The 23,616-nt window shown below is 59.2% G+C and carries 17 protein-coding genes; 5 read left to right on the top strand and 12 right to left on the bottom strand.

Going from position 1 to position 23,616, the window contains the following annotated elements; all coding sequences use genetic code 11:
* Positions 1 to 41: 41 nt before the first annotated feature.
* From CQ009_RS15500 to CQ009_RS15445, 11 genes are all read right to left on the bottom strand, one after another.
* On the bottom strand, positions 42 to 596 hold the full coding sequence (locus tag CQ009_RS15500) for a hypothetical protein (RefSeq protein WP_064393224.1): 555 nt from the start codon (positions 594 to 596) through the stop codon (positions 42 to 44).
* Positions 597 to 755: 159 nt separating this feature from the next.
* Complete coding sequence (locus CQ009_RS15490; RefSeq protein WP_105707289.1) at positions 756 to 1,469, bottom strand: TetR/AcrR family transcriptional regulator; 714 nt, start codon at positions 1,467 to 1,469, stop codon at positions 756 to 758.
* Positions 1,470 to 1,574: 105 nt separating this feature from the next.
* The gene (gene lysS, locus CQ009_RS15485; RefSeq protein WP_064120555.1) at positions 1,575 to 3,077 is read right to left on the bottom strand and encodes a lysine--tRNA ligase; all 1,503 of its coding nucleotides are present in this window, start codon (positions 3,075 to 3,077) and stop codon (positions 1,575 to 1,577) included.
* A gap of 115 nt (positions 3,078 to 3,192) precedes the next feature.
* Positions 3,193 to 4,288, bottom strand: a protein-coding gene (gene prfB / locus CQ009_RS15480; protein ID WP_105707287.1) for a peptide chain release factor 2 whose coding sequence is annotated in 2 segments (ribosomal slippage) — positions 3,193 to 4,215 and positions 4,217 to 4,288 — 1,095 coding nt in all. Because the reading frame shifts where the segments join, the coding sequence is not laid out codon by codon here.
* Positions 4,289 to 4,497: 209 nt separating this feature from the next.
* Entirely contained in the window at positions 4,498 to 5,499 is a 1,002-nt protein-coding gene (locus CQ009_RS15475) for a PleD family two-component system response regulator (protein WP_064393226.1), read from the bottom strand.
* A 48-nt stretch (positions 5,500 to 5,547) separates the two neighbouring features.
* Positions 5,548 to 6,558 carry a chemotaxis response regulator protein-glutamate methylesterase gene (locus CQ009_RS15470; protein WP_105707284.1) on the bottom strand — a complete coding sequence of 337 codons (1,011 nt, stop codon included), beginning with the start codon at positions 6,556 to 6,558 and terminating at the stop codon, positions 5,548 to 5,550.
* A complete protein-coding gene (locus CQ009_RS15465; RefSeq protein WP_105707282.1) occupies positions 6,555 to 8,843 on the bottom strand; it encodes a hybrid sensor histidine kinase/response regulator in 2,289 nt (762 codons plus the stop codon). Before CQ009_RS15465 ends, CQ009_RS15470 begins: the two co-directional genes overlap by 4 nt.
* Entirely contained in the window at positions 8,840 to 9,523 is a 684-nt protein-coding gene (locus CQ009_RS15460) for a chemotaxis protein CheW (RefSeq protein WP_105707280.1), read from the bottom strand. The genes CQ009_RS15465 and CQ009_RS15460 overlap by 4 nt, the downstream gene beginning before the upstream one ends.
* A complete protein-coding gene (locus tag CQ009_RS15455; RefSeq protein ID WP_105707278.1) occupies positions 9,520 to 10,791 on the bottom strand; it encodes a CheR family methyltransferase in 1,272 nt (423 codons plus the stop codon). The genes CQ009_RS15460 and CQ009_RS15455 overlap by 4 nt, the downstream gene beginning before the upstream one ends.
* Positions 10,788 to 11,324, bottom strand: a complete 537-nt coding sequence (locus CQ009_RS15450; RefSeq protein WP_105707276.1) for a chemotaxis protein CheW — start codon at positions 11,322 to 11,324, stop codon at positions 10,788 to 10,790. The genes CQ009_RS15455 and CQ009_RS15450 overlap by 4 nt, the downstream gene beginning before the upstream one ends.
* On the bottom strand, positions 11,324 to 12,946 hold the full coding sequence (locus tag CQ009_RS15445) for a methyl-accepting chemotaxis protein (RefSeq protein ID WP_064393231.1): 1,623 nt from the start codon (positions 12,944 to 12,946) through the stop codon (positions 11,324 to 11,326). The genes CQ009_RS15450 and CQ009_RS15445 overlap by 1 nt, the downstream gene beginning before the upstream one ends.
* Positions 12,947 to 13,259: 313 nt before the next feature.
* Between CQ009_RS15445 and CQ009_RS15440 the strand changes: the two genes are divergently transcribed.
* Together CQ009_RS15440 and CQ009_RS15435 are read left to right on the top strand one after the other, a co-directional pair.
* Positions 13,260 to 18,011: an RHS repeat-associated core domain-containing protein gene (locus CQ009_RS15440; RefSeq protein WP_105707274.1), complete on the top strand. Its 4,752-nt coding sequence runs from the start codon at positions 13,260 to 13,262 to the stop codon at positions 18,009 to 18,011.
* A 1-nt stretch (position 18,012) separates the two neighbouring features.
* Positions 18,013 to 18,558 (top strand): CPCC family cysteine-rich protein, encoded by a 546-nt coding sequence (locus CQ009_RS15435; RefSeq protein ID WP_105707272.1) that lies wholly within the window; start codon positions 18,013 to 18,015, stop codon positions 18,556 to 18,558.
* Positions 18,559 to 18,894: 336 nt separating this feature from the next.
* Here CQ009_RS15435 and CQ009_RS15430 read toward each other — a convergent pair whose 3' ends face one another.
* A complete protein-coding gene (locus CQ009_RS15430; RefSeq protein ID WP_064393233.1) occupies positions 18,895 to 19,617 on the bottom strand; it encodes a tellurite resistance TerB family protein in 723 nt (240 codons plus the stop codon).
* A gap of 177 nt (positions 19,618 to 19,794) precedes the next feature.
* Between CQ009_RS15430 and CQ009_RS15425 the strand changes: the two genes are divergently transcribed.
* From CQ009_RS15425 to ydcS, 3 genes are all read left to right on the top strand, one after another.
* Positions 19,795 to 20,709 carry a LysR family transcriptional regulator gene (locus tag CQ009_RS15425; RefSeq protein ID WP_007967749.1) on the top strand — a complete coding sequence of 305 codons (915 nt, stop codon included), beginning with the start codon at positions 19,795 to 19,797 and terminating at the stop codon, positions 20,707 to 20,709.
* Positions 20,710 to 20,840: 131 nt separating this feature from the next.
* A complete protein-coding gene (locus CQ009_RS15420; RefSeq protein WP_105707270.1) occupies positions 20,841 to 22,298 on the top strand; it encodes a gamma-aminobutyraldehyde dehydrogenase in 1,458 nt (485 codons plus the stop codon).
* Between the two features lie 83 nt (positions 22,299 to 22,381).
* Positions 22,382 to 23,533: a putative ABC transporter substrate-binding protein YdcS gene (ydcS, locus tag CQ009_RS15415; RefSeq protein ID WP_105707268.1), complete on the top strand. Its 1,152-nt coding sequence runs from the start codon at positions 22,382 to 22,384 to the stop codon at positions 23,531 to 23,533.
* Positions 23,534 to 23,616 lie beyond the last annotated feature (83 nt).

Here is a 23,616-nt window from a genome sequence, read left to right as displayed (position 1 = left end):
TCGTCCACCCGAAACTCCTGTAGAAAACCTGACGTAATGAATTATTGGGCGCGGGTCTGGCGCTGGTAGCGCACGGCTTCAACGAAGACATCGGAATTGGCCGGATCGTCGAGGTAAGCAAAGACCTTGTCGAGACTGCTGTCGACTTGCACACCGTCGCCATCGTCGGTCTGGAAGGCCTGACCGTCGAGGTTTTTTTGTTTGATCGCCTGGTTGATCTGCTCAAGGTCGAGGTTATAGACCACCAGTTCGTGTTTATCGGTGAGTTCGAAACCGGCGATGGTGTAGTGGCCGCCGTACTGCGCCGGGACTTTCGCCGACAGGTACCAGCGGCTGCCGTGGCGCGAGACGGTGAACGGATAGGCTTCGCGTTCACGGGGCTTGGCCTTGAAGTACGTGACGGCCTGATAGCGATCGTTGCCCAGGCGCGTCAGCTCAAGGTTCATCGGCTCGCCCCAGGCATTGGTGCTCGACCATTTGCCGAGCAAGCCCTTGGGCGCCGGGTCAGTAGTGGCCAGCGGTTCCTTGAAGGTCACCAGACAGCCGCTGAGCAGCAGGAACGACAAGGCGATCAGCACGCCACGCCAGGCTTTCATTCAATACTCCCTATGAACATTCGCCGCCCTCATGGTGATCGATCGTTCCCACGCTCTGCGTGGGAATGCATCCACTGACGCTCTGCGTCATGTCGGCAAGGGACGCGGAGCGTCCCGGGCGGCATTCCCACGCAGAGCGTGAGGAACGATCAGCGCAGTTCAGACCGATGCGAGCACCAAGTGCATGTAGCGCGTCAGAATCCCGAGCATGTCCTCTTCGGCCAAAGGCTCGGTGTCGTTGAGCAGGCCCTGATATTCCATCCGTCCGATAATCGCCGTCAACACCTTGGCATCCTGCTGCGGTTCACGCGAACCCAAGACCTGGAACAACTGGCAGGTGCCCTGCAGCAGAATCTGCTGATGCGAACGCACCAGAATTGCCAGGCGCGGGTTGAGCAGCGCTTCCTGACGGAATGCCTGCTCGGCCATCAAATGCTCGCGACGGTTAACCAATTGTCGATGCACGTAGTCGGCCATCAACCGCGCAATGTCATCGGCCAGTTGCGAACGCGATTCGGGGCTGCCGTCACCACTGACGACCATGTCACGCAGCAGACCTTCATTGTTGATCCACAGCTTGGCCATGTACGCCGCGCTGCGCTCGACGTATTGAGCGAAGGTATCGGTGAGCAGGTCGTCGATGTCCTTGAAGTAATAGGTAGTCGCCGACAACGGCACACCAGCCTCGGCGGCCACTGCGCGATGGCGCACCGCACGTACGCCGTCGCGCACGACAATCCTCATCGCCGCGTCGAGAATGTCCTGTCGACGCTGCTCACTGCCCTGTCGGCTGGCCTTGCGACCCTGGTACTGAACACTTTCAGCGACCGCAGTGGCGATACCCGCTGCACCTTCTTGAGCTATTGCACCCATCACGACAGAACTTCCTCTGCTATTGCGAAATTAACCAATTGATACATTTGTACCAGACAGGCAATAAAAAGCCGCCTGTTTTAGGCGGCTTTTTAACTGAAACGTTTACGCTTGCGGTCGCATGTGCGGGAACAGGATCACATCGCGGATCGACGGCGAGTTGGTCAGCAACATCACCAGACGGTCGATGCCGATGCCTTCACCGGCCGTTGGCGGCATGCCGTACTCCAGCGCGCGAACGAAGTCGGCGTCGTAGTGCATGGCTTCGTCGTCGCCGGCGTCCTTGTCGGCCACCTGCGCCATGAAGCGCTCGGCCTGGTCTTCCGCGTCGTTCAACTCGGAGTAGGCGTTGGCGATTTCACGGCCACCGATGAACAGCTCGAAACGATCAGTGACGTTCGGGTTGTCGTCGTTACGACGGGCCAGCGGCGACACTTCGAACGGGTACTGAGTGATGAAGTGCGGCTGCTCCAGCTTGTGCTCGACCAGTTCTTCGAAAATCATCACTTGCAGCTTGCCCAGACCTTCGAAGCCCAGCACCTTGGCACCGGCCTTCTTGGCGATGGCGCGAGCCTTGTCGATGTCGTTCAGATCATCGGCGGTCAGCTCAGGGTTGTACTTGAGGATCGAGTCGAACACCGACAGGCGTACGAACGGCTCGCCGAAGTGGAACACCTTGTCGCCGTACGGCACGTCGGTGCTGCCCAGAACCAGCTGCGCCAGTTCACGGAACAGTTCTTCGGTCAGGTCCATGTTGTCTTCGTAGTCGGCGTACGCCTGGTAGAACTCCAACATGGTGAATTCTGGGTTGTGACGCGTCGAAACGCCTTCGTTACGGAAGTTGCGGTTGATCTCGAAGACCTTTTCAAAGCCACCGACCACCAGACGCTTGAGGTACAGCTCCGGGGCGATACGCAGGAACATTTCCATGTCCAGCGCGTTGTGGTGGGTTTCGAACGGCTTGGCCGCAGCGCCGCCCGGAATGGTCTGCAGCATCGGCGTTTCGACTTCAAGGAAGTCGCGCTTCATCAGGAAGCTGCGGATGTGCGCGATCACTTGCGAACGCACGCGGAAAGTCTGGCGCACTTCGTCGTTGACGATCAGGTCAACGTAGCGCTGACGGTAGCGCTGTTCGGTGTCGGTCAGGCCGTGGTGCTTGTCCGGCAGCGGACGCAGCGACTTGGTCAGCAGACGCACGCTGGTCATTTCAACGTACAGGTCGCCCTTGCCGGAACGCGCCAGGGTACCTTCGGCAGCAATGATGTCGCCCATGTCCCAGGTTTTCACCGCGGCCAGAGTGTCTTCCGACAGGGTTTTACGGTTGACGTAGACCTGGATGCGACCGGTCATGTCCTGGATCACCATGAACGAGCCACGGTTGAGCATGATGCGACCGGCAACCTTGACCGGGATTGCAGCCTCTGCCAGCTCTTCCTTGGTCTTGTCCGCGTATTTCTTCTGCAGATCTTCGCAGTAGTTTTCGCGGCGGAAGTCGTTCGGGAAGGCGTTGCCCTTGGCGCGCTCGGCAGCCAGCTTTTCCTTGCGCAGGGCGATCAGGGAGTTTTCTTCCTGTTGCAGGGCTTGCGGGTCGAGTTGTTGGTCGCTCATGTCTTTAGATATTCCATCAGGTTCGTTGCCCCCGGACCTTGCGGCCCGGGGATCGCCAGCAGGGCTGGCTCCTACAGGGATCGGCTTGGATCTGCCGATGCTGTATCGCGTCTTTTTACAGCCCGGATTTCAGGCTGGCATACAGGTATTCGTCGATGTCGCCGTCGAGTACCTTGTCGCAGTCGCTGCGTTCGATGTTGGTGCGCAGATCCTTGATCCGCGACGCATCGAGCACGTACGAGCGAATCTGGTGACCCCAGCCGATGTCCGACTTGGTGTCTTCCAGCGCTTGCGACGCGGCGTTGCGTTTCTGCATTTCCTGCTCGTACAACTTGGCCCGCAGCATTTTCATGGCGGTGTCCTTGTTGGCGTGCTGGGAACGTTCGTTCTGGCAGCTGACCACGGTGTTGGTCGGTACGTGGGTGATACGTACGGCCGAGTCGGTGGTGTTTACGTGCTGACCACCGGCACCGGAGGAACGATAGGTGTCGATCCGCAGGTCTGCCGGGTTGATTTCGATTTCGACCTTGTCGTCGATCTCTGGCGAGACGAACACCGCGGAGAACGAGGTGTGGCGACGGTTGCCGGAGTCGAACGGGCTCTTGCGCACCAGACGGTGCACGCCGATTTCGGTACGTAGCCAGCCAAAGGCGTATTCGCCCTTGATGTGCACGGTCGCACCTTTGATACCGGCAACTTCACCGGCCGACAGTTCCATGATGGTCGCGTCGAAACCGCGTTTATCCGCCCAGCGCAGGTACATGCGCAGGAGGATGTTGGCCCAGTCCTGGGCTTCGGTGCCGCCGGAACCGGCCTGGATGTCCAGGTAGGCGTTGTTCGGGTCCATTTCATGGCTGAACATGCGGCGGAATTCCAGCTTGGCCAGATTTTCCTCGAGACGGGCCAGCTCGGCGACGACATCGCCCACTGCGCCTTCGTCGTTTTCTTCGACGGCCATGTCCAGCAGGTCGCGGCAATCGGCCAGACCGGCGTTCAGTTCGTCGAGGGTATCGACGATCTGTGCCAGCGCGGCGCGCTCGCGACCCAGTTCCTGGGCGTATTCAGGTTTGTTCCAGACGCTTGGATCTTCAAGCTCGCGATTGACTTCAGTCAGACGCTCATGCTTTTGATCGTAGTCAAAGATACCCCCGAATAGTTTCGGAGCGCTCGGACAGGTCCTTGATGGTGTTCAGGATCGGGTTGATTTCCATGACGGGCAGCACTCGTTGGCGAACTTTTGAAAGCCGGCGAGTATAACGTAATCAGGCTGTGACGGCAGCCCGTCTGGCGGGTGTTGAGGCGATTCGCTTGACACATTTCACCTGTAGGAGCTGCCGAAGGCTGCGATCTTTTGACTTTGATTTTAGAAACAGATCAAAAGATCGCAGCCTGCGGCAGCTCCTACAGGGAATTGCGGCGGTTATTCGATGCCGACCTGGTTACGACCGTTGTTTTTGGCCAGGTACAGGCCACGATCTGCCGCCGAAATCAGCAGGCGGCAATCGTTGCCCGCCTGCGGCACCATGGTCGCCAGGCCAATGCTGATGGTCAGGCTCGCGCCATCCGCCGGGGTGTTGTGCGGAATCTTCAGCGAGGCCACGGTCTGCCGTAGCTTCTCGGCCACCAGCCGCGCGCCGCCCGGCGAGGTATTCGGCAACACCAGCGCAAACTCTTCGCCGCCATAACGGGCCGGCAAGTCCGACGGTCGCGCACTGGCGTCACGAATCGCCGTGGCGACCTTGCGCAGCGCTTCGTCGCCCTCGACGTGACCGAAGCTGTCGTTGTAGGACTTGAAGTAATCGACGTCGATCATCAGCAGCGACAACTGGCTCTGATCGCGCAGCGAACGGCGCCATTCCAGTTCCAGATACTCGTCAAAGTGACGGCGATTGGACAAACCGGTCAGGCCATCGGAGTTCATCAGCCGTTGCAGCACCAGATTGGTGTCGAGCAATTGCTGCTGGCTGACCCGCAACGCGCGATAGGCCGCATCCCGCTGCAATAGCGTCATGTAGGAACGCGAGTGATAGCGGATGCGCGCTACCAGTTCGATGGTGTCCGGCAGTTTCACCAGATAATCGTTGGCCCCGGCCGAAAACGCCGCGCTCTTGATCAGCGGATCTTCCTTGGTCGACAACACGATGATCGGAATGTCTTTGGTCGCCGGGTGATTGCGGTATTCGCGCACCAGGCTGAGGCCATCGAGACCGGGCATGACCAGATCCTGAAGAATCACCGTCGGCTTGATCCGCACCGCTTGCGCGATGGCCTGATGCGGGTCGGAGCAGAAGTGGAAGTCGATGTTCTCTTCGTTCGACAGCCCACGGCGCACGGCTTCGCCGATCATCGCCTGATCGTCCACCAACAACACCATGGCGGCGTTTTCGTCGGTTTTAATGTCGTCGATCTGTAAGTCATTCATGGGCGGTCACCTGAGTACTGCGCGGGCCAGGATTGCGGATAAATCGGTTCATTTGGGGAAAATCTCCAGCAATCGTGGCGCTATCTTTTCCAGTGGACGAATTTCTACGGCGGCATCAATGGCTGCAGCGGCCTTGGGCATGCCGTACACCGCACTGCTTTGCTGATCCTGCGCGATGGTCAGGTACCCCTGTTGGCGCATGAGCTTAAGCCCTTGCGCCCCGTCGCGTCCCATCCCGGTCAATAAAACCCCGACCGCATCACCGTTCCAGTAACTGGCGACACTTTCGAAAAACACGTCGATGGAGGGCCGGTAGATCTCATTGACCGGCTCGGCGGTGTAAGCCAGCGTGCCGTTCTTGAGTAGACGAATATGATGGTTGGTGCCGGCCAGCAGCACCGCGCCGGCTTGCGGCGGTTCGCCTTCGCGGGCCAGACGTACATCCAGGCCGCTGGCACTGGCCAGCCATTCGGCCATGCCGGCGGCAAAGACCTGATCGACGTGCTGCACCAGCACAATCGCTGCCGAGAAGTCCCGGGGCAGGCCTTTGAGCAACACTTCCAGCGCTGCCGGGCCGCCCGCCGATGAACCGATCGCCACCAGTCGCTGGCGCGATCCCGAGCTGCGCGGAGGTGTCGGTGCCGGGCGCGAGCGCGGTGCCTTGTCGCCGATCAGCCAGCCAATATTGAGGATCTTGCGCAGCAACGGCGCCGCCGCTTCACGTGCATCACCGGCGCCGAGTGCCGGGGTATCGACCACGTCCAGCGCGCCGTGGCCCATGGCCTCGAAGACGCGATGGACGTTCTGCTGGCGGTCGACCGTGACGATGACGATGGCGCACGGTGTCTCGGCCATGATCCGCCGGGTGGCTTCAACGCCGTCCATCACCGGCATGATCAAATCCATCAGGATCAGATCCGGGGTTTTTTCGGCGCACAACTGCACCGCCTCGGCGCCGTTGCGGGCGACCCAGACCACCTGATGCGCCGGCTCGAAGGCCAGTGCCCGGCGCAGCGCCTCCACCGCCATTGGCATGTCGTTGACGATTGCGATCTTCATGCCCGCGCTCCTCCGATGAGCTCGACCACTGCGTCGAGCAGGGCGTCGTCATGAAAACTGGCTTTGGCTAAATAATAGTCCGCCCCGGCGTCCAGGCCACGGCGACGATCCTCTTCACGATCCTTGTACGACACGACCATCACCGGCAGCGATTGCAGACGGTTGTCGCGGCGCAGCAGGGTGACCAGCTCGATGCCGTCCATGCGCGGCATATCGATGTCGGTGATGAGCAAATCGAAGTCCTCCGAACGCAGTGCGTTCCAACCGTCCATGCCGTCCACCGCCACCGCGACGTCGTAGCCGCGATTGAGCAGCAGCTTGCGTTGCAGTTCGCGTACGGTCAGCGAATCGTCGACCACCAGCACCCGCTTGCGCGCGGCCTCGGCGGCCTGATTGCCGTGGCGGGCGATGCGTTCCAGGCGTCCGGTATTGAGCAGCTTGTCGACCGAGCGCAGCATGTCCTCGACATCGACGATCAGCACCACCGAGCCATCATCGAGCAAGGCGCCGGCGGAGATGTCCTGCACTTTGCCCAGACGCTCGTCGAGTGGCAAGACCACCAGCGTGCGCTCGCCAATGAAGCGCTCGACCGCAACACCGTAAATGGCATCGCGCTCACGAATCACCACGACTTTAAGGGTTTCGCCGCTGTTCTGACTGGCCGGGCGGTTGAGCAACTGGCTGGCCGCAACCAGCCCGACGTGCAGGCCTTCGTGCCAGAAATGCTGCCGGCCTTCGACCTGCACGATGTCTTCAGGTGCCAGATCACACATGCGTTCGATATGTGCCAGCGGGAAGGCATACGCCTCTTCGCCGACTTCCACCACCAGACTGCGCACCACCGACAAGGTCAGCGGTACTTCGAGATGGAAGCGACTGCCCTCGCCCGCTGCCTGTTCCAGCACCACGGCACCGCGCAACTGGCGAACCATGTGTTGAACGGCATCAAGGCCGACTCCCCGACCGGAAACTTCGGTGACCGTGTCGCGCAGGCTGAAACCGGGCAGGAACAGGAAGGTCAGCAGTTCTTCCTCGCTCAACTGCGCCGCGGTTTCGGCTGGGGACAACTGGCGTTCGACGATGCTGCGGCGGACCTTTTCCAGGTCGACACCGTTGCCGTCATCGCTTAACTCCAGCACCAGCAGACCGGCCTGGTGCGAGGCGCGCAGGCGGATCAGGCCCTCTTCGGGTTTACCTTTGAGCAGGCGTTGCTCCGGGGTTTCGATGCCGTGATCGACCGCGTTGCGCAGCAAATGGGTGAGCGGCGCTTCGAGTTTCTCCAGTACATCGCGGTCGACCTGAGTCTTTTCCCCTTCGATTTCCAGACGCACCTGCTTGCCCAGGCTACGGCCCAAATCACGAACCATGCGCACCTGACCGGTGAGCACGTCAGCGAACGGGCGCATGCGGCAGGCCAGCGCAGTGTCGTAGAGTACTTGGGCGCGCTGACTGGCCTGCCAGGCGAACTCGTCCAGCTCGGCGTTTTTCTCACTGAGCAGTTGCTGGGATTCGGCGAGCAGACGCCGTGCATCTTCCAGCGCTTCCTGCGCCTCAAGGCTCAGCGCGTGTTCCTTGAGGTGTACGTTGAGGTTTTCCAGCGCGCGCAGACCGTTGTTCTGCATGCGCTTGAGGCGCTGCATGGTGGCCAGATGCGGCTTGAGGCGCTGGGTTTCCACCAGCGATTTGCTCGACAGATCGAGCAGGCTGTTCAGGCGTTCGGCGGTCACGCGCAAGACGCGTTCGCCACCTTCGGTGGTGCGCTTGTTTTTGCGTGGCGCCGATTCGGAGGATTCAACCGGCGCGTCCATGATCGGAGCTGGCGCGGGTTCAAAGAGCGGCGGCGCTTGAAGTTGCAACTCGGCCATCGGCGGTGCAATCCGCGTTGCCGGCGGCGTCGACGGATCGAGCAAACTCGCCATCAACGCCACGTAAGCGTCGATATCACTCGGCTGCGGCGCATTCGCCGGGGTGGCGATGCGCATCAGCAAATCCGTGCCCTGCAACAACGCATCAATGTGTTCCGGACGCAGCAACAACCGTCCTTCCTGCGCACTGACCAGGCAATCTTCCATGACATGGGCGACGCTGACGCCGCTGTCGATGCCGACAATCCGCGCCGCGCCCTTGAGCGAGTGCGCCGCACGCATGCACGATTCGAGTTGATCGGCCTGGGTCGGATTACGCTCCAGCGCCAGCAGCCCGGCACTCAGCACTTGGGTCTGCGCTTCGGCTTCGAGGCTGAACAGCTCCAGCAAGGAGGCGTCGCGCATTTGCTCGGGGGTCATGTCAGGCTCCGGGTCACGGCGGACAGCAACTGTTCTTCATCCAGCCAACGCAGGCTGCGACCGCGAAACTGCAAAACGCCACGGGTGAATTTGGCACTGGCTTGCTCACCGGATTGCGAGGCGGCATCAAGGATGCGCTCGTCGATGGCATGAATACCGTCGACCTCATCCACCGGCACCACCACCGGCCCGCCATGGGCGGCGATGATCAGCATGCGCGGCATGATTCGCGCGCCATTGGCTGGTGCGGCGTTGCCATCCAGATCAAGCAATTCAACCAGCGACAGACACGCCACCAGCGCGCCACGCACATTGGCCACGCCGAGCAAGGCCCGCGAGCGCTGATGCGGCAAGGAATGAATGGCCTGCAGCGGCGCGACTTCGACCAGGCTGCGCGTGGCCAGCCCCAGCCATTCTTCACCGAGGCGAAACATCAGCAGCGAACGGGTTTTCACATCCGTTTCGACGGCGCTGGCCACCGGGTCGCGCTCGTCCTGCTGCAAGGCATATCGGTCAAGCAGGCGCGTGGCGGCGGCGGAATACACTGAGCAATTGCGGCAATGAATGTGCTCTTCCAGCAGCGGACAGGACTTGTCGCCATGGATGCCGATGCGGTTCCAGCAATCGTCGATCGCCCGGGCGTCTTCGTGGGTGACGTTCAAGGTGTCGGACGGGATCATCGTTTACGCTCACTGTCGGCGGTGCGGCCGCTGCGGGCGGCGCGCTCCTGCAATCGTCTGGCACCGACGCTGTCGCCCTGGGCCTGCAGCAATGCGGCCAGGTGCATCAACGCTTCGGGATGTTGCGGTTCTAGATACAGCGCCTTGCGGTAGAAACCTTGGGCTTCCAGCGTCAGGCCAGCGACATCGCTGAGCAGGCCGAGCCAGTAAAACACTTGGGCCACCGGCTCGTGGCTGCGCAGATACTGTTCGCAGGCAGCCCGGGCTTCGGCGCTTTTGCCTTCGTTGGCCAGCGCGGCGATGTTCGCCAGCAATGTTGCCGCGTCCGGGTTGGCACTGTTGCGGGTGATCGGCAGTGGCGTTACGGCGCTGAACGGCCGATTGCGCACCGGAAGCGGCGACGGGCTGCGTGGCGCTGGACTGATCGGCAACGTGACAGGTTTTGGCGTCGGCAGCGGCTCGGGATGCGGATCGCTATGACGACTGAACGCAAAAGACTGCGGGATGCCGATCGAACGCATGCCCAAGCGTCCAAGCAGACTGCCCTCGGCCGGGCCGATAAACAGCACGCCGTCGACATGCGTCAGGCGTTTGAGCACTTCGAACACTTGCTTCTGCGTGGGCTGATCGAAATAGATCAGCAGGTTGCGGCAGAACACGAAATCGAATGCCGGTTCGCTGGCCAGCAACGCCGGATCGAGCACATTGCCGACTTGCAGACGCACCTGCTCGCGGACATTTTCATTGACCCGATGGCCGTCCTGCTCGGCGCTGAAATGCCGTTCGCGATAGTCCAGATCCTGGCCGCGAAACGAGTTCTTGCCGTACAGCGCCCGCCGCGCCTTTTCCACCGACAGCGGACTGACGTCCATGCCATCGACCTTGAACTGATGCGGCTTGAGCCCGGCATCGAGCAAAGCCATGGCAATCGAATAGGGTTCTTCGCCGGTGGAACACGGCAGGCTGAGAATGCGCAAGGCGCGCATGTTATTCAGCTCGTTGAGGCGATTGCGCGCCAGTTTGCCCAGGGTGGCGAACGATTCCGGGTAACGGAAAAACCAGGTTTCCGGGACGATCACTGCTTCGATCAGCGCTTGCTGTTCATCGCGCGAGCCTTGCAGCAGTTGCCAATACTCATCGGCATGCGCGGCCTGCGAGAGCGTCGTGCGCTGCCGCACCGCGCGCTCGATGATCGCCGGGCCCACCGATGTCACGTCGAGGCCAATACGTTCCTTGAGGAAGTCGAAAAAGCGCTGATCGTTGCTCATGGCTGCGCCTCAAGCTGCGCCGGGTCCAGCGGTGGAGTGGGGAACAACAGCGTACGCACGGACTCATCGAGCAAGTCATTGACCCGCACCCATTGCACCAGCCCTTGCGCATCTTCGCGCACCGGGCCGAGGTACGGCGCCTCACGGTTATCGAGACCGTAAGGCTGAAATTCCTGCGGATGGCAGCGCAGGGTATCGGTGGCCTGTTCGAGGATCAGCCCGAGCCATTGCGCCGCTTGCGTGCCGTCCGGGCGGTAGTTCACCAGCACCAGACGCGTGCTGGTGCGCGCCTCGGCCGATTGGCCGAACGTCAGCGCGCTGAGGTCGATCACTGGCACCACCGCGCCGCGATAGGCGAACACTCCGGCGACCCATTGGGGCGCGCGGGCAATCGCTTTCAACGGCAGGCGCGGCAGCACTTCCGCCACTTCGGTGGCGCGCAAGGCGTAACGCTCGCTGCCGATGCGAAACAGCAGGAACAGCGCCGGCTTCGCCACGGGCGCGGCACCGCGTTTGGCGATGATGTCGCTCATCAGACTTTGAATCGCGAAACGCCGCTGCGCAGCCCGACGGCCACCTGGCTCAGTTCGTCGATGGCGAAACTGGCCTGACGCAGCGACTCGACGGTCTGGCTGCTGGCATCGCCCAACTGCACCAGCGCATGGTTGATCTGCTCGGCGCCGGTGGCCTGGGCCTGCATGCCTTCATTGACCATCAACACCCGCGGCGCCAGCGCCTGCACTTGATGGATGATCTGCGACAGCTGCTCGCCGACCTGCTGCACTTCGGACATGCCGCGGCGCACTTCTTCGGAGAATTTGTCCATGCCCATCACCCCGGCCGACACCGCCGACTGAATCTCGCGGACCATTTGTTCGATGTCATAAGTGGCGACAGCGGTCTGATCCGCCAGACGTCGCACTTCGGTGGCGACCACGGCAAAACCGCGACCGTACTCACCGGCCTTCTCCGCTTCGATCGCGGCGTTGAGCGAGAGCAGGTTAGTCTGGTCGGCGACTTTGACGATGGTCACCACCACTTGGTTAATGTTGCCGGCCTTCTCATTGAGAATTGCCAGTTTGGCGTTGACCAGATCGGCGGCGCCCATCACCGAGTGCATGGTGTCTTCCATCCGCGCCAAGCCTTGCTGGCCCGAGCCGGCGAGCACCGAAGCCTGATCGGCGGCGGTCGATACTTCGGTCATGGTGCGCACCAGATCGCGCGAGGTGGCGGCGATCTCGCGGGAGGTCGCGCCGATCTCAGTGGTGGTCGCGGCGGTTTCGGTGGCGGTAGCTTGTTGCTGTTTGGAGGTAGCAGCGATTTCGGTGACCGACGTGGTCACTTGCACCGACGAACGCTGGGCCTGGGACACTAGCGAGGTCAGCTCGGTCATCATGTCGTTGAAGCCGGTTTCGACAGCGCCGAACTCGTCCTTGCGGTCGAGGTTCAGGCGCGAACTGAGGTCGCCGGTGCGCATGGTTTCGAGGATCTTCACGATACGGTTCATCGGCGCCATGATCGCGCGCATCAACAGCAAACCGCAGAGACCGGCAGCCAATACCGCAACCAGCAGGGAAATGAACATACTGACTTTGGCGGCGGCCACGGCATCGTCGATATTGGCCATGGCCTGGTCGGCAACTTTCTTGTTCTCGCCGATGATGTCGTTGAGTTTCGTGCGACCGCTGTACCACGCCGGCGTGAGCTTCTCGTGGAACAGTTTCACCGCATCGGCTTCCAGATTGCGCTTGTGCAAATCGAGCACCGCGTCTTGAATCTGCATGTAGTTATCGTGGTACTTCACGAAAGCGGCGAATTCGCTACGGTCCTCGTCGGTCGCCATGGTCTTGCGGTAATTCTCCATCTGCTCCTGCAGACGGCTCTCAAAGGACTTGTACTCGGCAGCGTCTTCGCTGCTGATGCCCTGACCTTCCTTGAGGCCGAGCAATTCCTGAGTCTGCAGATAGCTGTCGACCCAGGCACCACGAATCATCGAGCTGTAATAGACACCGGGAATCGCATCGTCGCGGACACTGTTTTCACTGGCTTCGATCTTCAACAGTCGCGAGTACGACAGCACCACCATCAGCAACATGATGGCGATAATCACCGCAAAACTCGCCAAAATGCGTTGGCGCAACGTCCAGTTCTTCACAGTGATTCCTCGTGCCTAGGTCGAAATGCGGGGAGTATAGCCGAGGGCGGTGTTTCATTTATAAGACGCTTTATCAGGGTTCAACCCTATACAAGTACCGGAGTAGACGCTCTGAAACTTTTTGCTACAGGAAAAGCGCAAATGGCTTGAATAGTCACTGGAAAGTTCAGCAACGTTTTGTCAGGTTACAGGCGCTCTCAAGGGGTTAACCAAAGCGACAGGACCGTCGCCTGGTTAACGGAATGGCACGCTTGATGAGCTTCGCCGGCTTCCCGGGATTGGGGCTGGTTAACTCAAGGAAAGAGGTGACCGCATGAGCCCGTTAGTCATTGCAATCTTCGAAAAGCAGCCGGATCCCAAGATAGTTATCGGTAAATTCAAAAACTGCCTGGAAGACTACAAGTCCGCAGTCAAAAAATTGCCAGCATTGGAGGTTGAGCAAAAATTCAAAGTCGGTGACGAACTTCATCTTTCGACGCCACTAGACATCAAAGAACAGCCGAAGCACTTCGCCACCTGCCCCAAGAGCGGCAAACTCACCTTGATCCACAGCTTCGAGTCCGCGCGATTCGTGCCGATTGGCAACACACCTGTGCTACTGGAACCGGTAGACGCGAACAACAACATCATCGGTAAATCGACTCTCACCAACATCGGGCCGAGTGGTATTGAAGAAGTGCCGAATCTTCTGCCCGCCCAACGCTACCGGATTACGTTTTTCCCCTCCACCGGCAAAGATGACATTGAGCGTCTGTTCCAGTCCTACGATGTCGTCATCAATGACGTGAGCCTCTGGCTGGAGAGCGAATGGAAAGAATTCAGATTTCTCTGGCAAGAGCACACCAACGCATCCTTGCCCGGGCGCGCGGCCAAACTGTTGCTGGCTGAGATTGGCGGGTTTTGGGGCTTCGTCATGAGCATCTGGGAAGATCTCGAGGATCTCTTCGATCTGGTAAGCGATCCGCTCAAACACTATGAGAAGCTGAAGAAATTTTTCACCGACGACAGCATCAAGCGCATATATGACGCTGCGACCGAAGCGCGCCGAATAGCAATGCTGATTGCCTGCGACGAGCCGCTGCTGTGGATTTACATTTCTGCTGCCTGGGCCTGGGCGTCCATGCTGCCTCCCCAGACCCGCACGGAAGTGCTGGCCAGATTGAAAACGGAAATACTCTACGTCGTCCTCAGCGTCATATTCACCGCAGGTCTTGGCATCGCATTACGAGCCAGTGCAAAGGCCGTGACCGTTACGTTGAAAGCAGACAAAGCGCTCAAGTTGATTGAAAAACTGACCGCGAACCTGGTGGCCATTAGTCGCAAGCACTTCAAAACCCATGCGCAGGCGTACACGCCGGTAGCTTTGAGTGGGACAACGGTCGCCAGTACGGGCACCAAGGCAACAAGCAACATTACTCCCCACGTGCCGGCACAACTAGCCTCCCCCATGAAACCGCCCGCCCCCGCCGCAGGGGGAGAAGTCATACCCGATTCGCAGATTCACGCACGGCGTAAAACCCGCAGCGACACGCGCGTGGAACAACAGGAAAAGATTGATAACGCACCTGAGCAATCCAGAAACGCGGCGGATCAGCCTATACAGCGCGTTGAAAAAACCTGCGCCAAAGATGACCCTGTCTCGATGGTCACCGGCGAAGAATTGCTCACCCTGACTGACGGCGAACTCGCCGGCTCGTTACCCCTGGAGTGGACCCGCCTCTACCGTACCAGCGCGGTTGAAATCGACAGTCGTCTGGGCCATGGCTGGAGCCATTCGCTTTCACACCGACTGGATATCGAAGATGAAGGCGTCGTCTGGACTGACCATGAAAACCGTCAAACCCGCTTCCCCATGCCGACTGAACAACGGCCGGCGATCAGCAATAGTCTGGCGCAAGCGGCCATTTTTCTGGGGGATGTGCCGGGCGAACTCATTCTGACCCAGGCCGGGCCGAAAACACGCTTCTACCATTTCCGCGCAGGGCGACTGACAGCCCTCAGCGATGCCTACGAAAATCGCCTGCATCTCAGCTATGACTTTGTCGGTCGCATTCAACGCATCGACAATGGCGCGGGCAGCTGCCTGCTGCTGCGTTATGACGATCGTCACATCGTGGCGGTCGACCGACAGCAACTACGTGTCGGGTACAACGATCGCGGTGAGCGTCAGGAACCTTGGCTAACCCTCCAGACGCTGGTCACCTACAGCTACAACGACCACAGTCAGCTAGTCTGCGCGACCAATGCGGCAGGTGAGGCCGAACATTATCGATACAACGAACGACACGTCATTGTGGAACGGCAATTAGCCGGCGGAGCCCGTTTCTTCTGGGAGTGGGAGCGTGAAGGAAAACTGTCTCGCTGCGTTCGCCACTGGGCCAACTATTCGCAGTTGGAAGCGCGGTACGAATGGGATGACAAAGGCTCTGTCACCGCATACAACTCGGACGGCAGCACCCAGGTTTACCTGCATGACAAAAACGCGCGCTTGCTCAGCGAGACGGCTCCGGACGGCGGCGAAACACAGAACGCCTATGACGATCAAGGTCGTCTGGTCGCCATAAAAGATCCAATGGGCGCGATCACCGAGTATCAGTACAACAACGCGGGGCGCTTGATGGCGGTGTTCCCGCCGGAAGGAGAGCCGACCTGTTACAACTACTTCAACGGGCAGCTCACTTACGTGCGCAGAGGCAAGGCTCGCTGGAAATACGAGCGCAACCGTCAGGGTGATATCACCCGGCAAATCGATCCCGACGACAACGAAACCCACTACAGCTACAACCCACAGGGTCGATTGCTGGAAATTCGTCATCCCGATGGCAGCCACCATCAGTTGGGCTGGAACAATCTCGGCCAGTTGCTGGAAGAACGCCTGCCGGACGGAGGTCAACGCAAATATCGCTACGATGCGCTCGGCCGGCAAATAACCCGACAGGACGAATTTGGCGCGATCACCCATTACCAATGGGACGCTGTCGATCGCCTGACCCAGATCACTCTGCCGGGCGGCGCCACCCGGGCTTTCAGTTACAACCCTTACGGTCGCGTCACCGCTGAACGGGATGAACTTGGGCGGATCACCCGTTACGAATACGCTGATAACCTGCATCTCGTCAGCCGCCGGATCAATCCTGACGGCAGCCAGCTGCGTTATCGCTACGACAACGCAGGTCTGCTGCTCACCGAAATCGAAAACGAGCACGGCGAGCACTACCACCTCGATTACTTCGCCAATGGCTTGATCCAGCAGGAAACCGGTTTCGATGGCCGTCGGACCGCGTATGAATACGATCTCAATGGCCAACTGCTGAAGAAAACCGAATTCGGAGACAACGGCAGCGACCTGGTCACCGAGTATCAGCGCGACGCCGCCGGACGACTGTTGGTAAAAATCTTGCCCGACGGCGATGAAATCCACTACGGCTACGATGCCCTCGGGCGCTTGGTAAATGTCGATGACGGAAACTGGCCGCTCGCCTACGAATACGACGAGCAGGATCGTCTGATCACTGAGCACCAAGGCTGGGGCACTACGCGTTATGAATACGACAGCGTCGGCCAACTGAGCCATTGCCGTCTCCCGGACGGCAGCAAGCTTGATTACCGCCATCTGCCCGGCGGGCGCCTGAGCAGCATTGACCTCAACGGTTCACGCCTGACAGCTCACCAATTCAGCGCCGGTCGAGAACAGCGACGCCAACAGGGTTTGCTGCTCAGCCAATACCAATACGATGAACAGGGCCGCCTGCAAGCCCATAGCATCAGCCAGCGGGATAAAAACCTGTTTCACCGTCGTTATAACTACGCGGCGAACGGTAACCTCGTGGGCGTCGACGACAGCCGCAAAGGCAACCGCAGCTATCATTACGATCCGCTCGATCGTCTCCTCAGCGTCCGTGGTGCGATGCCGGAAAGCTTCGCCCATGACCCGGCGGGCAATCTCCTCGGCCAGAACGACCTGCCCGTGGCCAACCTCGCCAATGTCAAAGGCAACCGCCTGCTCATGCAAGGCGACCGCCACTACGATTACGACGCTTACGGTAATTTGAGCCGTGAACGTCGCGGTGCTGGCCAGAGGCTGGTCACCGAATACCGTTACGACTGCCAACAACGGTTGATCAGCCTCAGCCTGCCGGACGGCAGAATCGCTAGCTACAAATACGACGCCTTTGGCCGCCGCATCGAAAAAACCGTCGACGGACAAACCACAGAATTTCTCTGGCAAGGCGAACGCCTCATCGCCGAAAGCGCCGATAATCGATACCGCAGCTACATCTATGAGCCCGGCAGCTTCCGCCCACTGGCGATGCTCGATGGTGAAGGCCCACTTAAGGCCACACCGTTTTACTACCAACTCGACCACCTCGGCACGCCACAGGAACTGACTGATTACAGCGGCGAGATCATGTGGTCAGCGAATTACCGCGCTTACGGCAATCTTGCCGCACTGGACGTCGCCAAAATCGACAACCCGCTGCGATTCCAAGGCCAGTATTTCGATGCCGAAACCGGGCTACATTACAACCGACACCGCTACTACAATCCGGGCACTGGGCGGTTTTTGACGCCGGATCCGATCAAACTTGCGGGTGGGTTGAATAGCTACCAGTACGTGCCTAACCCTACAGGGTGGGTGGATCCGCTGGGGTTGAATAATTGTCCTGGTGGCGGAAAATGCACTCCCGGCCAAGGCGCTGAAACTCCAGAGGAGAAAGCTCGTGTCAATCAGGGAGAAATGTCGCCACCTACAGCGGCTTCAATAAACTGGAGAGGATTTTCGGCCGGAAAATTGCAGCCTCATTATCAGAAGCACGTAGTTGACCAGAAGGAGTTCGGAGATATAAGCCAAGCTGAATATCTTAAACAGGCTAAAGAATTTTCCAAGGAATCGGGAGCTTTCAACGAAACGAATGTCGGAAACACTATAATCAAGCATGATCCAGCTACTGGAAGAATATTTATAGGGAATTTGAAATCGCGAGAGATCAGGACATTCTATCGGGAGGACGGGAGAAGCGCGGACCCATTTCAATCCGCTATTGACTTAGCCAAGGGGCTGTAAAATGAACATTATTGACCGAAGCGAAGCAATAGAAAAAATCACAACAAACACTCTGAATTCGCTTAGTCACGAAGAGCGAGAATCTCAGCTTCTCAACTGGTGGAGTATCGATGAAAGCAATCCTGACTTCTTCTCCCTTTCAGAGACCCTGCAGCAGACAATTCTCGCTAACGATGACTTGCCCTATGACATTCAAGACAGCAAATACAACGAACTCATCCTGCTAGCTCTAAGATCAGCATATAAAGGAGTAACAAACTCATTCCTATCGAGAGAACTAAACTCACTCAATATAGGGAAATATGAAACGCATGGGAAAGTAGAGTTTTTAGAGGCTTGCCCTTGCTGTGGCTATCGCACACTTCCTTCGCTAGCGAACTATGAAGTCTGCGATTTGTGCAGCTGGGAGGATGACGGCACATCAGAGCTTGAAAAGTATAGTCCCCCCAATCACATGACCCTGAGAGAAGCGAAGGAGAAGTTTTCAAAAAAAACCGAAGATTTGCCTTTAGACAAGTGGATCAATAGCAAAACGCAGGCTTTATAAATTGTACCCAACCAACTATCAACTCAACTAAAGAGAATAGAATTGATACATGGAATGAATTAGACGGTGGCACGTTTTTTACCAAAAATTTTCAGGTACCACACCCATTGGTGAAATAGCACAAGATTCTATGAAAACAGAAAATAACAGACCGGCGAATACTGGACCTTGATTCCCCCGACTCACCACCATTCAAGTGACACCAGTCGGGATTTAATACTTGCCGCACCGGAATCAACTACAGCAGCGTAATCTTCTCCAGGTTTTTTTAAAATTGACTCTATACTCGCAAAAAAACCGCAGCAAATTGCTACGGTTTTTCTCTGAAGTGCGGCCTTAAACAGTAGCCAACCGCACCTGCTTCTCCAACTCCACCTTCAACCCCGGCTCCAGCTTAAGCTGCTTCGCCAGTTCATCCAGATACGCCTTCTCCATAAAGTTCTCCTCATCCACCAGCATCACACTGGCGATGTACATCTCCGCCGCCATTTCCGGCGTACCCGCAGCGCGGGCGACATCGGTCGGGTCGAGCGGTTTGTTGAGCTCGGCGTGCAGCCAGTGCTGCAGCTCCTGGTCGTTGTCGAGCTTGATGAACTCGCCTTCGATCAATTGCCGCTCGCGATCATCGATGTGGCCGTCGGCCTTGGCGGCAGCGACCAGCGCTTTGAGAATCGCCTGACTGTGTTGCTCGGCTTGTGCCGGTGGCAGGCGATCGAGTGTCTGCGGTTCGCTTTGCGGTGCAGTGCCTTTCTGCGCGTTGTAGTTGCCGTAGGCTTTGTAAGCCAGCACGCCCAGCGCAGCGAGGCCGCCGTAGATCGCGACTTTGCCGCCGACCTTGCGCACTTTCTTGTTACCGAGCAGCAGGCCCATTGCGCCAGCCGCCAACGCACCGCCACCTGCACCTGATAGCAGACTGCCGAGGCCACCGGAACCAGAAGCGCCGCCTAGCAAACCGCCCAAGCCGCCCGCAGCCGGTTTGTTTTGCGTTCCGCCAGCCTTGTTCTGCAACAGATCCTGACCGGATCTGAGCAGTTGATCGAGCAATCCACGGGTGTTCATGTTCCGCCTCCAAAACAGGGTTTATCCGGATCTATAAGGCCTCCAGCCTAGTTCGAAAGTGCCCCTGACCGACTTACGAGTGTGCTTCCAGATGTTGCTCAGCTCACACAGGCCCTTCGCAAAAATAGATATACACTCAGGCCAATCTATAAAAACCGCCCACTGGGTAACCTTGTCATGATGACCCTGCGTCAGATTCGTCACTTCATCGCTGTGGCCGAGACAGGCTCGATCTCCGCTGCCGCGCAAACCGCATTCATTTCCCAATCGACCCTGACCCTGGCGATCCAGCAACTGGAAGAGGAAATTGGCGTCAGTCTGTTCAGTCGTCACGCCAAGGGCATGACCCTTACGCATCAGGGTCACCAATTCCTACGCCAGGCGCACCTGATTCTCGCCACCGTGGATAACGCCAAGCGCAGCCTGCAACAGAGCACCGACCAAGTTGCCGGGCAGTTGATCGTCGGCGTGACCAGTCTGGTTGCGGGTTATTACCTGGCGGATTTGCTTACCCGGTTTCAACGTGCCTACCCCAACGTCGAAATCCGCGTGATGGAAGACGAGCGCCCGTACATCGAGCATTTGCTGGTCAGCGGCGAGATTGATGTCGGTGTGCTGATCCTCTCCAACCTCGAAGACCGCCACGCGTTGCAGACTGAAGTGCTGACCCATTCGCCGCACCGATTGTGGCTTCCAGCCCAGCATCCGCTGCTGGAACACGACAGCATCAACCTCGCCGACGTCGCTCGCGAACCACTAATTCAACTCAACGTTGATGAAATGGATCGCAACGCCCAACGCCTGTGGCGCGGCGCTGGCCTGCAACCAAAAATCACTTTGAGAACCGCATCGACGGAGGCTGTGCGAAGTCTGGTCGCAGCCGGTTTGGGTGTCTCGATCCAGCCGGACATGACTTACCGCCCGTGGTCACTTGAGGGCGACATCATCGAAGCACGGCCAATCGCCGACCTCAATCAGACGCTGGACGTAGGATTGGCCTGGCGCCGAGGCACCGCCCGCCCTGCTCTCGTCGACCCTTTCCTCACCGTCGCGCGCGAGCAACCCCACGGCGGGCGCAAGCCATCTATTTAATCGAACGCTGCCTTCAGTATTTAGAATTTGTCGACCTAGGAGCCGCGCACTAGTCTTGCTGCATCTATAAGACGGTCGGCTCCCGATATCAGGGAGCAACAATGGCCACACAAGAAAAGAGATCGCGGAAAATGGCTGGCGCGCAGACCCCGATGTGTACCGCGTTGTTGATCGACGGCGAACTGGTCGCAGGCCAGGGTTTCGTCGAGCCGATCCTCAATCCGGCCACCGGTGAAATCCTTACGCACATCGCCGAGGCCAGCACCGAGCAAGTCGAAGCCGCCATCCTCGCCGCCCACCGTGCCTTCGCCGAGTGGTCACGCACCACGCCGCAGCAACGCTCGAACCTGCTGCTCGACATCGCCAACGCCGTCGAAAAACACGCCGATCACCTCGCCCGCCTCGAGTCGCTGAACTGCGGCAAGCCGTTGCACCTGGCGCGTCAGGACGATCTGACGGCGACCGTCGATGTGTTCCGTTTCTTCGCCGGCGCCGTGCGTTGCCAGACTGGCCAGCTCAGCGGCGAATACCTGCCGGGCTACACCAGCATGGTCCGGCGCGACCCGATTGGCGTGGTCGCTTCGATTGCGCCGTGGAACTACCCGATCATGATGGCCGCGTGGAAAATCGCCCCGGCCCTCGCCGCTGGCAACACGCTGGTGTTCAAACCGTCCGAGCACACTCCGCTGTCGATCCTCGCCCTGGCGCCAGCGCTGGCCGAAATCCTTCCGCGCGGGGTGATCAACATCATCTGCGGTGGCGGCGAAGGCGTCGGCAGCCATTTGGTCGGCCACGCCAAGGTGCGCATGGTCTCGCTGACCGGCGATATCGTCACCGGCCAGAAAATCCTTCAGGCCGCCGCGAAAACCCTGAAACGCACGCACCTCGAACTCGGCGGCAAAGCCCCGGTGATCGTCTGCAACGACGCTGACATTCAGGCCGTGGTCGAAGGCGTGCGCACCTACGGTTACTACAACGCTGGCCAAGACTGCACCGCCGCCTGCCGGATCTACGCGCAGGCCGGGATCCACGACAAATTGGTCGCAGAGCTTGGCGCCGCCGTCAGCAGCCTGCGCTTCGCCGGCAAACGTGATGCCGACAACGAGATCGGCCCGCTGATCAGCACCCGCCAGCGCGACCGCGTCGCCAGTTTCGTCGAACGCGCCCTCGGTCAGCCGCACATCGAACGCGTAACCGGTGCGGCGGTGCATTCCGGCGCCGGTTTCTACTATCAACCGACGTTGCTCGCCGGTTGCAAACAGAGCGACGAAATCGTCCAGCGCGAAGTGTTCGGCCCGGTGGTCACCGTGACCCGTTTCGACGAGCTCGCGCAGGCCGTCGACTGGGCCAACGACTCCGAATACGGCCTCGCCTCGTCGGTGTGGACACAGAATCTGGACAAGGCCATGCAGGTCGCCGCGCGTCTGCAGTACGGCTGCACGTGGATCAACAGCCATTTCATGCTGGTCAGCGAAATGCCCCACGGTGGCCTGAAACGTTCGGGTTACGGCAAAGACTTATCCAGTGATTCGCTGCAGGACTACAGCGTGGTGCGGCACATCATGGCCCGCCACGGCCAGCATCTCTGACTACGCTAATAACAAGCCGAAAACGGCATGCTTCACCGCGTTCACAACTGCCCCGACCATAATTTAAAGAAGAGGGTTCAACCATGTTCGTGCACAAGACCGCACTGCTCAGTGCAATCACCACGGCCCTGCTGGCCAGCGCCAGCCTTTCAGCTGCCGAGCCGCTGAAGACTATCGGTGCTGGCGAAGGTCAGCTGGATATCGTTGCGTGGCCGGGTTACATCGAACGTGGCGAGAGCGACAAGGCTTACGACTGGGTCACCGGTTTCGAAAAAGAAACCGGCTGCAAGGTCAATGTGAAGACCGCTGCAACCTCGGACGAAATGGTCAGCCTGATGGCCAAGGGCGGTTACGACCTGGTCACCGCGTCGGGCGATGCCTCGCTGCGATTGATCGTCGGCAAGCGTGTGCAACCGATCAACACTGCGTTGATCCCGAACTGGAACACCCTCGACCCACGCCTCAAAGACGCGCCGTGGTACGTGGTCAACAACCAGACTTACGGCACCCCGTACCAGTGGGGCCCGAACGTGTTGATGTACAACACCAACGTGTTCAAGACCGCGCCGACCAGTTGGAGCGTGGTGTTCGCCGCGCAGGACCTGCCCGATGGCAAGTCGAACAAGGGTCGCGTGCAGGCCTATGACGGCCCGATCTACATCGCCGACGCGGCGTTGTATCTGAAGTCGACCAAGCCTGAACTGGGCATCAAGGATCCGTACCAACTGACCGAAGATCAGTACAAAGCCGTGCTCGACCTGTTGCGCGCGCAGCAGCCGCTGATCCACCGCTACTGGCACGACACCACGGTGCAGATGAGCGACTTCAAAAACGAAGGTGTGGTGGCGTCGAGCGCATGGCCGTATCAGGTCAACGGTTTGATGAACGAGAAGCAGCCGATTGCTTCGACGATTCCGAAAGAAGGCGCAACGGGTTGGGCTGACACCACCATGTTGCACGCCGAGGCCAAGCACCCGAACTGCGCGTACAAGTGGATGGACTGGTCGTTGAAACCGAAAGTCCAGGGTGATGTGGCGGCGTGGTTTGGTTCGTTGCCGGCTGTTCCTGCGGCGTGCAAGGAGAGTGAGTTGCTTGGCGCTGAGGGTTGCAAGACTAACGGTTTCGACCAGTTCGACAAGATCGCCTTCTGGAAAACCCCGCAGGCTGAAGGTGGCAAGTTTGTGCCGTATAGCCGCTGGACGCAGGACTACATCGCGATCATGGGCGGCCGCTAATCCAGAGCACAACTCGGTCGAGCTCCCTTTCCCCCTCGCCCCCTTGGGGGCGGTCCGACGTTTCGGGAGGGCTGGGGTGAGGG

This window comes from Pseudomonas sp. MYb2, from assembly GCF_002979955.1.
Taxonomy (GTDB): Bacteria; Pseudomonadota; Gammaproteobacteria; order Pseudomonadales; family Pseudomonadaceae; genus Aquipseudomonas.
Note: the sequence above shows the minus strand (reverse complement) of the source record. Positions and strands in the feature narration are given on the sequence as shown.